We start from the raw sequence: 13,624 nt of genomic DNA, 5'->3' as shown, positions 1-13,624 counted from the left end.
TAGTAGAGGTTATAAGGTATTTATGTACCTACAGGCTTATTGATTTGTATTAAATAACTGCCTAAATAAAATTTGTCCTTTTTGGGCTTTCCAAACCCCCAACCCCCTGAAGGGGGCTTTTCTCCCCAGTGAACTAAGCCCCCTTCAGGGGGTTGGGGGTTTGGAAGACTAGCAAAACGGCGGTTAATTAGTTCAAATCAATAATCCCGTACTTTATTCTGATAGTACGCGGGCTAAAGCCCGTAGGTACATTAGGTAGCCAGTTCTTTCAATGCGTTTACGAATTGGTCCAGCTCTGCTGTCGTTGTGTATACGTGGGGCGTAACGCGTACCCCTTGCACAGGGGGAGAGTCAATAGCTACCGTAAATATCTTGTAGTTGTCGAACAGGGTTTTAGCCAGTTCGGCAGGTGGTTTTCCAGCTATGCCTACGTTGGCGATGGCGCAGGAACGAACGGGTGCTTCGGGGGTATTCAGGACGATGTTGGGATGATGACGTACTTGATCAGTCCAGTAATGTTGCAGATACCGAAGCCGGGCTTCCTTTCGCTCGATACCAATTCCCGTGTGAAATTTGATCGCGTCCTGAATAGCCAGATCGGTGGCTACGGGGTGCGTGCCGGTATGGTTCAGTTTGCGGATATCGTTGTCGGGAACACTGCTGTCGGCGAAGAGTGGCCAGAGGGGGGCAATTTTGTCTTTGCGCACATACAGGATACCCGCGCCAAGCGGTGTGCCCAGCCATTTGTGTAAACTGCTGGCGTAGTAATCGCAGCCACCGAGGTCACTCATCTTGAAATTTAACTGCGCGAATGCATGGGCCCCATCCACCAACACCTCCACGCCGTGTTTATGCGCCATCTCGGTGATCTGGCGAATGGGCAGAATCTGACCTGTAATATTCACCATGTGGCAAACCATCAGCAACCGCGTTTTGGGCGTGATGGCTTTTTCGTACAGACTCACAATTTCTTCATCGGACTTGGGATGATTGGGTAGCGAAAGCGTCTTATTCACAATGCCGTGTCGCCGGGCCTGAAGCCTGAACATATCCTTCATGGCACCATAATCCTGCTGGGCCATAATGGCTTCGTCGCCTGCTTTCCATTTCAGCCCGCCAATAACCGTATCCAAGGATTCGGTGGTGTTTCGGGTAATGATCAATTCATCTGTGGAGCAACCCAACAAGTTGGCCAGTTGCGTTTGTGACTCCCGTTTATCGGCAAACTGGCGTGTCCGCATGTAATAGGAGGATACCGAATTCACTTGCTGAATATGCTTCAGGTAGCTATCCATCACTGGCTGAGCGGCCAATGAATAGTAGCCATTTTCGAGCTGAATGAACTCGTTTGTTACGGGGTAAGCCGACCGAATGTTAGACCAAAAGCTTTCGTTTTGTGCCAGCGTAGATGGAGATATATGCGCCACTTTAGCCAGCGTCTCGTCCAGACCTGCCCAGGTCGACAAGGCGGCTGTGCCAACAAGGGATTTTAGAAATTGCCGTTTAGAGAGGGACTGCATAGAGAGTTTATATAAATAGCTGGGTTGAAATCCATCGCAGATATCATTAAACAAAATTTATTAACCACAGAGGCACAGAGAACACAGAGATTTAAAGGATATGATTCACGTCTAGGACCTCTGTGTTCTCTGTGCCTCTGTGGTTAATCTAATACGTTAGCTTTACTACACCCTAGCGCAAATTCGGTACGGGTAGTACGGGCAGTCCTTCGTTTCCGTCTTCACTAACTGCCTGCACGGCGAAGTAGTAATTGTCTTTCGAGTAAGGCAACGTCATACCCAATTTCGTCGTGAAGAATTTCTTCTGCCAGAAGGGCCAGTAGGTTTCACGCATCAGTACGTAATAGCCTTTTACTTTGCCAGCCTGAGGAGCCTGCCAGTAAAGAACTGTTGCATTGGTGAGGTTCCGAACATCGACCGTTACTTTCTGCGGCACCGTTGGTGATTTCGCCAGATTGGCCAGTGTTGCCAGATTGACTGCCGTATTCTTACGCAGGTATTCGAAATCCATGAACTTCGGATAGTCGCCAAACTCCGTACCGTTTTCGGTGCGCAAATCCTGGTGCTGGTGTTCGTAGTTCTCGTTCATCTCGGTCATGCGCACGGCGGCAAATCCACGTTGCACATAGGGCGTATGGTCGCCCCCACGCAGGTAGCGGTCGTTGCGATACACCATTACCACTTCCAGGTTTTCGACATAACGCTCGCCAATTTCTTTCAGATACCGGGCCAGCGTACGGGCCTTGCCGTCGTTCTCATTCCCAAAGCGCTGAATCTGGCCAATACGACCAGTCGTGTCTTTGAGTAAACTAGATGGAAGTCCTTCACTGAAAACGCGCAGGCGGGTGTTGTCAATGATGCGGGTATCGCTGCTGTTATTGCTACCCATAATATCGTTGTTCAGCACGGCTTCCAGATTCCATTTTTCCTTGATCGCCCGCTCCGATAAATGTTCGGCACCCAATAGTCCCTGTTCTTCGCCCGTCAGTGTAACGAAGATAACCGTAGCCGGAAAGGACGACTTGCTCATCACCCGGCAAAGCTCAATAACGGCGGCTGTACCCGAACCATCGTCATTGGCACCCGGCGCGTCGGATTCTCGGTTCATGACGTTTGTCACGCGGCTATCCATATGTCCCTGTACAATGAAAACGCGGGTATCATTGGGGTCGGTACCTTTGAGGGTTGCCATCACATTTCCCATGTTGGCAGGCTTATCTACGCGTTTGCCGTCGGGCTGGAGCGTCCAGGTATCGAGCGTGGCTGTCATTCGTCCACCCGATTGTTTGGCGTATTGATTGAATTTGGCCAGAATCCACTGGCGGGCAGCTCCGAGCCCTTTTTTGCCAACCTGAGCAGAAGCATCGGCAGGTACGCTCAGCGTATGGCGGGTACCGAAACTGACTAAACCATTAATATGAGCCCGCAAACTATCGGCCGAAACCTGGCTAATCAGGTCGGCTATTTGCGGATCTCGGTTTAAAATGGTTTGGGCGTTGAGTAGAGGGGAAAGAAGAAAGAATGAGACAAAAAGGATCGGTAACGATTTCGTTTGCATGAGTTTGCTGATTGAGTCAGCGAAACTAACAAAAAAGCGCAAACCAGCCTAGTTCGCGCTTCTGCCTACGCCCAAAGCCGATTAATATTTTGCAAATTGATGATCGGGCCAAATAAGATAATGGCAGTAGCCCTATGAAAATTCAGTTACGTAATTTGTGAATTACCCAGGAGGCTTATACTAGAATCCCAGCGAAATCCCCACACCTATGGCGGTTCGTCCCGTTAGGGAAACAGGGTCGGCAGAAAACCCGATTCGGGGTTGTCGAAGCATTTCGTTGTAGCGTTTAACGGCCTTGTTAACCTGACTGTTACCGATAATCGACAGTGTTAACGAAGCCGCTATGGAACCGCCATATACTGACCAGTATGCGCCATTGGTTCGATTGTTACTCAGGAGAATATAGGCCAGCGGGACTAAAGCTGTTAATCGGCTCAACGTAGTTACGGTTCGAAAGGCCTGAAAATGATGAGATACATCCGGATCATTCAGTTCAAAGAACGGGATTTCAAGCGAATAGGGTGATGAGAGTTTTTTACCCCCATAAAAATAGAGACTTCCTAATGATGATGACCCGTAAGCTCGTTCAATGGGCAGCAGATGGGCCGGAACGGGTACGGTTCGGTAATGTGACGTATCGTCGTCGGCGCGTCGTCGTTGAGCGTGGACGGTTACTGAAATAAAAAAGAGTATCGTGAGTAGTGAAGCGGTTCGCATATGGATACAACGGGAAAACAACACGATTTAGCAGTTGGTGACATAAAAAACAATGACGCTTCCAATATGGGGCGTCATTGTTTACTGACCGGAAGGTAGCCTTCAATGGCCGAAAATGCCAGTTATCTTAATCTATTTCACAACTTTTAACGTTCCCTGCATCAGTGACGAGTGGCCGGGGAATGAACAAACGAACTGATAATCGCCGGGTTCGGTGGGAGCCAGGAAATAGATCGTTTCGGACGTTTCGGGTTGAAGAATGTTGGTATGATACAGTACGTTTGGCGAATTTGGAACGTAGTTCATTTTTGGGCCATTCAGATTCAACCGAAGGGCTGCATCGCCAACAGCATTGGCCGCGCCGGGTTTCGTAATGACGCAGTTGTGAAGCATGTCGTCGTTGTTGTTGAATACGAGTTTGATCTTGCTACCCGCTTTCACTTCCAGCTTGTCGACATCGAATTTTAGCCCTGGCTTGGTGCCAATGGTAATCGATTGATCGGGGCCATTGGTCCAGTTGGCGGGCATGGCAACAACGCGTTTCGCACTAACTGCTTTCACGTTTTTACTTGCGGTCGTAGCTGCTTTTTTCTCCATCGCCATCATATCGGCGTGTTCGTGCTTGGCAATAGCAACGGCCCGTGCAGGCAAGGTTAGCTTCTCGCCCGGTGCAATGGCATTAAGGGTGTAATAACCCGTTGCGTGCAACAACGGCATACTTCCCGAAGCTGACCGGATGCCTTCCGCTTTTACTTCGTGTATGTAGCCTTCGCGAAGAACGGTATCGGCTACAATGCGGGCGCTCATACCATCGGGGGCCACAACAACGCCCCGGATGGGTACAGGTTTGGCATCTTCAATCGGGCTGCCGTAGGTTTTGTGGTAGCGATAGGTGAAGCTATTGAGGCTGTAGCTTTCGGGATTTTCGGCGGTTTTACGATCAACGGGTAGCGTAAAGGTTACCTCGAAACCATCGGGTTTTGAGGTAATGGTTTTCATCTCGAACGGTGTTTTGCCGGTCCAGACCAGCCGCTGAATGCCATACGGCTCTTTTCCCGTTGCTGCCCAGCCCCGGCTTGTCATGCCCACGAACATGGAGCCATCCTGTCCCCAAACGGTACGGATAATCCCTGACTCGAAGCCTTCTCGGAACGGGAAACAAGCACCCTGCCATTCGCCGTTGACTTTTTCGAGCGCTACCCGCATAATTTTGCTGTGTCCCTGATCGCCTACGAATAATTGATCAGTAAATGGACCAAACGCACCATTGGTCGTGTCCTGTTTGAAATCCGAGGTTGAAATACCCATCAGTGTATGGGGGAACCACACCGCCGGAACCTTCAGCTCTTTAATCGTTTTGGCCACCTCAAACATGGGTTTGCCTGTGCTTGGTACATTTTCAGGCTTAAGTGCCAGCGGTGAGCCTGGCTCCCCCGACCAGCGAAGACCGGCAGGGTTACCCGCAAAAGCGCCTTTCGTCAAATGCGTCATCCGGCCTGAGCCAACCCAGTCGCCCTGGTTTTCGGTATAGAGAATACTGCCATCGCGCAGAAGTCCGAAACCGGCTGGTGAACGGAGGCCTGTTGCCCAGGGCGTCATCTCGCCTTTTTCGGTCAGTTTGAGCATCCAGCCGCGCCATTTAGCCAGACTGGCTCCATAACCGATCCAGTCGAGGTTGAGCGTAATAACCATGTCGCCATCGGGGAGCAGCAGTGGGCCGTAGCTATATTCGTGATAATTACCCGACAGTGGCCATTTATAGAACGAGCTGTATTCGTCGGCAACGTCATCGCCATCTTTATCGACCAGTTTCGTGACTTCGCCCCGTTGTGTACACAGGAAATACCCTTTTGGGTGCCACATCAGGCCCAGCGGCTCGTGCAGGCCCGACGCAAACTTTTTGAAGGTAGCCACCCGGCTACCCTGCATGTAGGGATTGCTGATAATCCAGACCTCGCCCCGGCGCGTACAAACCGCCAGCCGACCATCAGGCAAAGGAGCCAGACCGCCTACTTCGAGTTTAATATCTTCCGGAATCGGCAGGGTAATGATCCGGTAGTAATCTTCTTCACTTGCCGGTCGCTGGGCGAACGCAACATGAGTGAATGAGTAAATGAGTGAATGAGCGAATATAAGCATCGCTATGCGTACTAGCTTGCTCATTCTGCCTTGTACAGTATACATTGTCAATTAGTTTTAAGCAATTCGTAATCCATTTTGGGTTGGGCGTTCGGTTTGGAGCAGGGTTACGGAGCCATCATCAGCAACGGCACCCAGAATCAAACATTCGCTCATAAAGGTGGCAATCTGTTTCGGCGGGAAATTAACCACCGCCACCACCTGCTTGCCAACCAGTTCATCTACCGAATACAAGTTAGTGAGTTGGGCCGATGTTCGTTTAATGCCCAGGTCGCCAAAATCAATCGTCAGTTTGTAGGCTGGTTTCCGGGCTTCTGGAAAGGCTTCTGCCGCAACGATAGTCCCCGTGCGGATTTCCACTTTCTCAAACTCAGGCCAGGTGATCTGGTTATTAATTGTCATTAGTAGTCATTCATGGTCATTGATCGTCATTAATTGTCTTAGCTGAATGGCTACTAATGACTGACCAGTTTAAAATACAATCGAATATTGTACTGAACCTGCTCCGTTTTTCGTATCAACGGGTAGAAGCAATTCCTGCTTACCGTTACTCTGACGGAGTTTCACTTTAGCTTTCGGATCGAAGCGAACGAAATAGCTTCGGTCATTAACGGCATACAACCCTTTACCAACTTCCTCTAAGGCTGTTCCTGCCGCTACCCGGCAATAAGGGGTACCATCGGGCGAACCTGTCAGGGTCAAGGTCCGAACCAGCGCATTTCCTTCTGCCCGAGTGGCATCTGTTACCGTAGTTCCGGCCAGAGAATAACTGAGCGTTGGAATGCCCTGTTTGTCAATGGTCAGGCCTTTGTATTGCAGGACGTTTTCACCTACGCTATCGGGCCAGGCTGTTGCGTCATTCGTTAATACCATCAGTGGCGTTTGAGCAGGCAAATAGACGGGTGCTCCCAGCGGTGCGAGGAGTTGTGGCTCACCCCGCTCGTACCACATTTCAGTGGTGTTGGCAAAGTCACCTTTCCACGCCTGAATCAGCGCCATCTGGTTCAGGTCTACGGTGTAATGGAGACCAACCGGCGATCCAACCGACATACTATGGGTGCGTTTCGTTTTCTCGCCGGGCAGTTGTACAAACGAGCGGATGCGTTGAATCTGATTACCAGCGTCATTGAAATCGGGATTTACGCTAACAACGGCAACGGGGTCTGGTTCGGGAAGCGACGTTGGTGCGTGCAATGGTTGCGGACGAGTACCCGCCTGCGATACATACAGCCCCAGGCCCGGCCGAAACCAGGAGCGCGAGAAATACACCTTCACGTCGTGAGGGCCCGCCGTTAGTGGAATGGTATTCGAATTCGGCATGCCCAATTCAAGGTGATTGATTGGCAGCACCTCTTTCCCATCGATCCATAAGGCAGCCAGCCCACCCTGATTCAGGTCGAAGCGGTAATCACCAGCTTGTAAGGCGTTTAATTTGCCTGTAAAAAAGATCGTGTATTGACGAGGCTGACCATAGGAAACTTCGTAATTCAGCAGGCTGGTTGTGTCCTGTTTCAAGACTTTCTTCTTGGCCGCATCGTCTGGATTCTGAATATAGCCACCTTCTACAATGGTATAGCTTAGTGGACCAACCCATTGCGCTACAGTGCGGGGTGTCATAACCCGATAGCCAACATTACGAATGGCAACGTTGCCTGATTTGGCCAATAGTGTAAGGGGGCTTAATGCCTTACCCGCCAACATCTGCCCTTCGCGAACGGTTACGCCATTGATGGCCATCTTTTCGAGGACGGCTGACTCTTTTGAACTACCGATTTTGTACCATAAATCGACGGTTTGCCAGAGACCGGGTGCTTTTAATAAACGGGCAATTTCCTGTGAGTGTGCGAGACTAATCGACTGTCCGGATGGTAGGTTCAGAACTACATCGGCATTGGGCGTCATCAGTACATCGAAGCGAAGCCGGAAATCGGCCGTGGGCGTTAGGAGTGTTAAGGGCTCACTGGAACCTACCAGCACAGTATTGCCGGGTTTCGGTTGCATGGATGTACCATCGGCATTCGGGGATACCGAGCCTACTAACTGCCAGCCTGCAGGTTTAGTCAGTTGGGACAGCGCCAGTGGGGGTAAATCACTTTGTGCGTATAGGGGCACCGATAAGAGCCAGCCTAGCGATAGAACCGCTACCTGACGGATAATTAATGTAACGAGTTTATTCATATGCCGGGAAAAGTAGCACTGCTTAGTTAGATACCCGTCAAAATTACCGAAATAGACTGGTTTGTAGATTTCATTAAAAAACTTTTAACATAAATCACCCGTTTAGCTCACGTACCGAAAACCTAATCATTTTCATTATGAAAGCAGCTCTGCTTTTACTGACGGCTGTAACTGTCGCCTTTACTGGCCCTAAAAAACCTATAAAATCCCAGTCTAGTGCCTCATCAATAGCACCAGATCCGGACAACGGTGGCCTTAAACTCGCTAATGGCTTTGGCGCATTGGTGTTCGCTGATAACCTTGGGAAAGCCCGGCACATTGCCGTTAATAAAGAGGGGACAGTCTTTGTGAAGCTGGAAAAACTTAATGACGGCAAAGGTCTGGCTGAACTGACGGACAGCAATGGCGACGGACGCGCCGATCAGACCGTTATGTTTAGTACCAATACGGGCACGGGGGCGGCTATTTACAACAACTACCTTTATGCTTCGTCGGATACGTCGGTTTACCGCTATAAACTGACCAACGGCAAGGTACTGGAAACAACGCCCGCCGAACCAATTGTTTCAGGTTTAACACTCCAGCGCCAGCATGCCAGTAAGTCACTGGCAATCTCGCCCGATGGGAAACTGTTCGTGAATTTTGGTGCCCCATCGAATGCGTGTCAGGAAAAAGACCGGCAGAAGGGCTCCAAAGGGATGGATCCCTGTCCAATTCTGGAAGAGTATGGAGGGATCTGGCAGTTCGATGCCAACAAATTAAACCAGCATAAGGCTGATGGGAAACGCTACGCAACGGGTATCCGGAATGCCGTAGCGCTCGACTGGAATACGGCAACCAATACGCTCTACGCGTTACAGCACGGCCGCGATAACCTGAACAACTGGGGTGGTGTATTTACCGATGAGTATAGCGCCGAGTTCCCGTCTGAAGAAATGCTAATGGTAAAGGAGGGTGCTGATTTTGGCTGGCCGTATTGCTACAATAACCACGAGAAAAAACAGAAATTACTAGCTCCTGAATATGGTGGTGATGGTACGAAAGTGGATCGTTGCGCCGGGAAGGACAAACCCATTATGGCGTTTCCGGGCCATTGGGCACCGAATGATCTCTTGTTTTATACGGGTACCAGTTTCCCGGCCCGTTACAAAAATGGGGCCTTTGTGTGCTTCCACGGGTCCTGGAACCGCGCTCCTCTCAAACAGGGTGGCTATTTTGTCGCATTTATTCCGTTTGGAAAAGACGGTCGTCCATCGGGTAAGTACGAAGTGTTTGCCGAGAATTTTGCGGGCGTACCCGAACTGGGAAAACCCGGTACCGATGTGAACGCTGGTAAACTCGACCTCGCCAGTCCGGGCGATGCTAAAGCCCGGCCTGTAGGGTTGGCTCAAGGCCCCGATGGTTCGCTCTATATTAGTGATTCTGTAAAAGGTAAAGTTTGGCGGGTACTATACACCGCGAAGAAGTAATCAATCGTATTTTTGAGACTGTTCGCTGCCTCGGGTTTATACACTATGGCTTAACAACTATAGCGTGATGAGCCTGGCGCACGAACAGTTTTTTAGTTTTAAGCGAAACTACCCACCACCTATGAATGCCGACACACCTGACAATCAGGATACGCCCCACTCTGGTTCAAGACCACCAAGCCCCGAGAGACCCAATCCCTTACAACTGCTCAAACCCAGTGATGGATACGTAGTAACGCCCATACTTGTTTGGTTGAATGTAGGGGTATTTATTCTTATGGCTGTAAGCGGTGTTGACATGTTGCAACCGGCCAGTGCGGACTTAATTCAATGGGGGGCTAATTATTCGCCCTTAACCCTTGGTGGGGAGCCATGGCGACTGCTGAGTTGTTGTTTCCTGCATATTGGTATCCTTCACCTGCTGTTCAATATGTATGCACTGGTTCAGATTGGCCCTATCCTGGAGCCTTTGCTGGGTACCCGTCAGTTCACAATTGCCTATCTTACGGCAGGTTTGATGGGCAGCGTTGTAAGCTTATGGTGGCATGATGTTGTACTAGGCGCTGGTGCATCGGGGGCTATTTTTGGGATGTATGGTGTCTTTCTTGCCCTACTAACCACCAATTGGCTCGATGCCGCTGTTCGAAGGGAGTTGCTGAAGAGTATCCTGACATTTGTTGGTTTCAACTTATTCATAGGTATGCAGTCGCATATCGACAATGCCGCCCACATAGGGGGACTATTGGGAGGGCTCTTTACGGGTTATGCCTACTATTTATTTGTTCTTCGGGCTAATCAACCGGCAGGTCGAGCCCTGTTGCCAATGCTTGTCCCCCCGCTGCTGGCTTTGTTGCTGGCTGTACTGGTTTATACGCATAAATCGACCCCACTTGCTGATTTTGACCGGATCATGGAGCGGTTCAATAAATTGAACACCCAGGCGATGAATGTTTTCCGTTTGCCACCGAATACCTCAGCCACCAAGTTAGCCAAAGCCATGAACGACCAGGGCGTGGTTGCCTGGCAGGAAGCTATTGCCCTTCTCGATAAGGCCGATAAACTTGACTTGCCGGACGGGTATCATCAGCATACGAAACTATTACGCCAATACAGTACGCTACGACTAAAAAGTTTTAAACTTCTACAACGCTCCCTGACTGATACAACCCATATTTACGACAACCAGATTGCGATCTATGATCAGCAAATCGCGACGGTTTTAAGTCAGTTGAACGCGAAAAAGAAATAAGTCCGCCTGATTACTTAAGGCAGATTTGCCAGTTCATCGGCCAGGAATTTCTGGAAACGCTCCTGTAGCCCGCGGTAATGGGAGAGGTATTTTTCGCCTTCGGCGGTTATAATCGTTCCACCCCCTTTTTCACCCCCAGTTTGTGTAGTTACCAAGGGTGTATCTGCCTGTGTATTCATCGAATGCACCATCTCCCAGGCACGTTTATACGACATCTTCATCGCCTTGGCGGCCTGATTTATGGAGCCTGTATGCTGGATATGGCCGAGCAATTCCAGCCGCCCGATACCCATAAATCGTTCGGCTGAATCGATGGATACGGATTCGAGCCAGATACGGCCGTTTATGCGAAGATTCATAGCAGACTCAGTTAGTCAGGAAGCTAAAGTACAACGGAAGATGACGTTTTGCTTACTCACGGAGCTACCCGCTTTACATTCATCTGCCGAAACGCGCTCTTTAATTGTAGTAACTCTTTGTTTTTCAGGCTAATTGAATCTTTAGCCTGCTTACTCAAACTTCGGGCTACGCTGTTGGACAGGAACCAGCCCAGCGGATACTTGTCGCTATACGTTAGTCGGAGGGTCAGGTAATTGATTTTGGGGTTGGCAAATCGATTCATAAACGAATTGAACATATTGTCGCGGGTGGTGGAGCCATTATCCCAGGCGTTGAAAAAGCCGAGCAGGGGTATCTGAACCTCCTGTAAGATGGATCGTTTCTGAGGGAGTTTACCAATCGTATTGCTGTTCTGAATAAAGAGAATATAAGGGATAATGACAACGTGCCTGGCGGTATCCAACCGTCGAATGGAGGGGACCAGATTGTTCATCAGTTGAATACATGTCTCTACGCCCGAATTGTCAAAATAACCCCCGTCTACAATATGCCCGCCGTACTGCTGCTTTCGCCCATTACCCAGCAGTGTGTCTTTTTGAATTAATCCGCCATTGGTTACGATTGGGAAACGACTGCATAAGGAAGCTGCCGTTTTTAAGGGTACATCGGTTCCCAGTACATCTAGCGTGGATACCACATTTTTAAAATAACCCGGATCGAGTTGCAGATTTGACGTGATCGTTTTCTGACCTGATTCGGCCAACGTGCCGTTCAGCAGGAGGGAAGGCAGGTTATAGTTGTAGCCATTTGAGGTCTGGTATAATTGCGTTAGTGATGAATCGAGCGTGCGAAAGCCCAGATTATCCCGGTACGAATCGGCCCAGGAATCTTCGAGCCATTTGGCCCGCTCAAGAGGGGATACGGGTAGTGGAATAAGTCGCTGTAGGGATTCAGGGAATAATAGGGCTGCCGAGACTGCCGATAAATAGTCATCACGAATAACCTTCCGAAACTGATCGAACCGGCCATTACGTTTCGTTTCAGGCACATCGCGGAGGAAAGCTGTATAAAATACCGTTCCAACACCCCCGCCCGATACGCCACTGAGTGCGTACACGTGTCGACTGAATCCCGGAATGATCGAATCCAGTCGGATGAGGGTTTCGGCAGTCCAGTTCAAGGCCCGAATCCCACCGCCTTCAGCCGCTACCAGTACCAACGGAATTGTATCACCTTCTTCCTGTTGACGGGCGGTTACCCAGTTGGCAAAATGGGCTTCTACGGTTGGGCGCTGGCTAATGGAGGGAACTCCCTTATCAATAGCCCGCCGAACAGCCGTGTTATCGTTAAAGGCACTGATAATGATCAGGTAGGTGAATACCAGTAGTACCAGTGGACGGTACCGATAATCGTTGAAGTACGCGATGAGGCTTCCCCAGAATGTATATAGCGTAATGCCGAAAATGATGATAGCCGTTGGGCGTAACCGCCGGGCAATCCCCCATTCAACAGGCAGACTAAAAAAAATAAGCAGGAAAAGGCTCAGGGCCAGGCCGCTTGTAACAACCAGACGGCCAAGCGGATTTCGCCAAAGTACCCGGAAGTCCTGGGTGAGATTGGTGTAGCGATCTCCAAATCTCCAGTAGGTAGGCAGAGCGAAAACAGTAATTCGCCATTCTACCCACAGAAACAAACCCAGCATCAGCGCGCTTTCAAGCAAAAGTAGATAAGGCTGCCAGCGGTCAGGCTTCCAGAATGCGTAGGCTAAAATCAGGGCCGGGATCATTCCGCCGAGTTTAGGCAGCCACCGTAGTAACACATCACACTCCTGATTCAGGCGGATTCCCACAGGTGAGATGTGCAGAATTAGGCGGGTACTACCGTATACGATCCAACTCCAGACGAACGTGCTCAGGAGAATATACTGAAACAGGCGGCTGAACACCCCATCGTCAATTACTGCATTGATCATATCGGCAGCCTGATCGGGAATGTTCAGAATATAGAATGAAATAAGCAGCGTAATGATGACCACAAAGGCATTGCGCTGAGTTTGGTAGAACGCAATGATGTAGTTGATGAATTGTCGTTCAAGGGTACGCGGGCCAGTGGATTGCACAGAGAATAGGATTAATCGGTCAATTCGTTGAATGTACTGGTTTACGGCTTACATGCCGACAAATTGGTTAAGACTTTCTACGGAAAGATGTTCTTCTAATTCTATTGATGTTAAAACAGCCTGGTAATTGCTTTGGGTGTGAAGAATTGGCAGAGGTACTTCTAACGTTGGCATTAATAGCCGTAGATTTATTGATTTTGTATAAAAATTATTCATTTTTGTGTAATAATAAGTGTCCCGTCTTGTCTAATCCTAACGTTGTTGCGTATTGAATCCGTAAATGTACTTCTATGAAAAAAAACTACTGTAGCCATCTAGTACGAGTAGGAAGTGGGC

At 49.6% G+C, this 13,624-nt stretch carries 10 protein-coding genes; 2 read left to right on the top strand and 8 right to left on the bottom strand.

Going from position 1 to position 13,624, the window contains the following annotated elements; genetic code table 11:
* Positions 1 to 251 precede the first annotated feature (251 nt).
* From EXU85_RS32165 to EXU85_RS32140, 6 genes are all read right to left on the bottom strand, one after another.
* Positions 252 to 1,520 (bottom strand): aminotransferase class V-fold PLP-dependent enzyme, encoded by a 1,269-nt coding sequence (locus EXU85_RS32165; protein ID WP_142776004.1) that lies wholly within the window; start codon positions 1,518 to 1,520, stop codon positions 252 to 254.
* A 172-nt stretch (positions 1,521 to 1,692) separates the two neighbouring features.
* Positions 1,693 to 3,078: a M28 family metallopeptidase gene (locus EXU85_RS32160; RefSeq protein WP_142776003.1), complete on the bottom strand. Its 1,386-nt coding sequence runs from the start codon at positions 3,076 to 3,078 to the stop codon at positions 1,693 to 1,695.
* A 180-nt stretch (positions 3,079 to 3,258) separates the two neighbouring features.
* Positions 3,259 to 3,795, bottom strand: a complete 537-nt coding sequence (locus tag EXU85_RS32155) for a hypothetical protein (RefSeq protein ID WP_142776002.1) — start codon at positions 3,793 to 3,795, stop codon at positions 3,259 to 3,261.
* Positions 3,796 to 3,927: 132 nt separating this feature from the next.
* A complete protein-coding gene (locus EXU85_RS32150) occupies positions 3,928 to 5,958 on the bottom strand; it encodes a plastocyanin/azurin family copper-binding protein (protein ID WP_142776910.1) in 2,031 nt (676 codons plus the stop codon).
* Positions 5,959 to 5,991: 33 nt separating this feature from the next.
* Positions 5,992 to 6,336 (bottom strand): tRNA-binding protein, encoded by a 345-nt coding sequence (locus EXU85_RS32145; RefSeq protein WP_142776001.1) that lies wholly within the window; start codon positions 6,334 to 6,336, stop codon positions 5,992 to 5,994.
* 69 nt (positions 6,337 to 6,405) lie between these two features.
* Entirely contained in the window at positions 6,406 to 8,112 is a 1,707-nt protein-coding gene (locus EXU85_RS32140; RefSeq protein WP_142776000.1) for a hypothetical protein, read from the bottom strand.
* A 137-nt stretch (positions 8,113 to 8,249) separates the two neighbouring features.
* On the opposite strand from EXU85_RS32140, the gene EXU85_RS32135 reads away from it, so the two are divergent.
* On the top strand, positions 8,250 to 9,581 hold the full coding sequence (locus tag EXU85_RS32135) for a sorbosone dehydrogenase family protein (RefSeq protein WP_142775999.1): 1,332 nt from the start codon (positions 8,250 to 8,252) through the stop codon (positions 9,579 to 9,581).
* 121 nt (positions 9,582 to 9,702) lie between these two features.
* Entirely contained in the window at positions 9,703 to 10,830 is a 1,128-nt protein-coding gene (locus tag EXU85_RS32130) for a rhomboid family intramembrane serine protease (protein ID WP_246859335.1), read from the top strand.
* 14 nt (positions 10,831 to 10,844) lie between these two features.
* Here the strand turns inward: EXU85_RS32130 and EXU85_RS32125 are convergent, their stop codons facing one another.
* Both EXU85_RS32125 and EXU85_RS32120 read right to left on the bottom strand, forming a co-directional pair.
* The gene (locus tag EXU85_RS32125; RefSeq protein ID WP_142775997.1) at positions 10,845 to 11,189 is read right to left on the bottom strand and encodes a winged helix-turn-helix domain-containing protein; all 345 of its coding nucleotides are present in this window, start codon (positions 11,187 to 11,189) and stop codon (positions 10,845 to 10,847) included.
* A gap of 56 nt (positions 11,190 to 11,245) precedes the next feature.
* Entirely contained in the window at positions 11,246 to 13,288 is a 2,043-nt protein-coding gene (locus EXU85_RS32120) for a hypothetical protein (RefSeq protein WP_142775996.1), read from the bottom strand.
* Positions 13,289 to 13,624: the final 336 nt, after the last annotated feature.

Origin of the sequence: Spirosoma sp. KCTC 42546 (genome assembly GCF_006965485.1) — a bacterium.
GTDB lineage: Bacteria > Bacteroidota > Bacteroidia > Cytophagales > Spirosomataceae > Spirosoma.
Note: the sequence above shows the minus strand (reverse complement) of the source record. Positions and strands in the feature narration are given on the sequence as shown.

Coding starts and splice junctions, on each gene's coding strand:
- EXU85_RS32165 (WP_142776004.1), bottom strand. CDS start 1,520: ATGCAGTCCCTCTCTAAACGGCAATTTCTAAAATCCCTTGTTGGCACA.
- EXU85_RS32160 (WP_142776003.1), bottom strand. CDS start 3,078: ATGCAAACGAAATCGTTACCGATCCTTTTTGTCTCATTCTTTCTTCTT.
- EXU85_RS32155 (WP_142776002.1), bottom strand. CDS start 3,795: ATGCGAACCGCTTCACTACTCACGATACTCTTTTTTATTTCAGTAACC.
- EXU85_RS32150 (WP_142776910.1), bottom strand. CDS start 5,958: ATGAGCAAGCTAGTACGCATAGCGATGCTTATATTCGCTCATTCACTC.
- EXU85_RS32145 (WP_142776001.1), bottom strand. CDS start 6,336: ATGACAATTAATAACCAGATCACCTGGCCTGAGTTTGAGAAAGTGGAA.
- EXU85_RS32140 (WP_142776000.1), bottom strand. CDS start 8,112: ATGAATAAACTCGTTACATTAATTATCCGTCAGGTAGCGGTTCTATCG.
- EXU85_RS32135 (WP_142775999.1), top strand. CDS start 8,250: ATGAAAGCAGCTCTGCTTTTACTGACGGCTGTAACTGTCGCCTTTACT.
- EXU85_RS32130 (WP_246859335.1), top strand. CDS start 9,703: ATGAATGCCGACACACCTGACAATCAGGATACGCCCCACTCTGGTTCA.
- EXU85_RS32125 (WP_142775997.1), bottom strand. CDS start 11,189: ATGAATCTTCGCATAAACGGCCGTATCTGGCTCGAATCCGTATCCATC.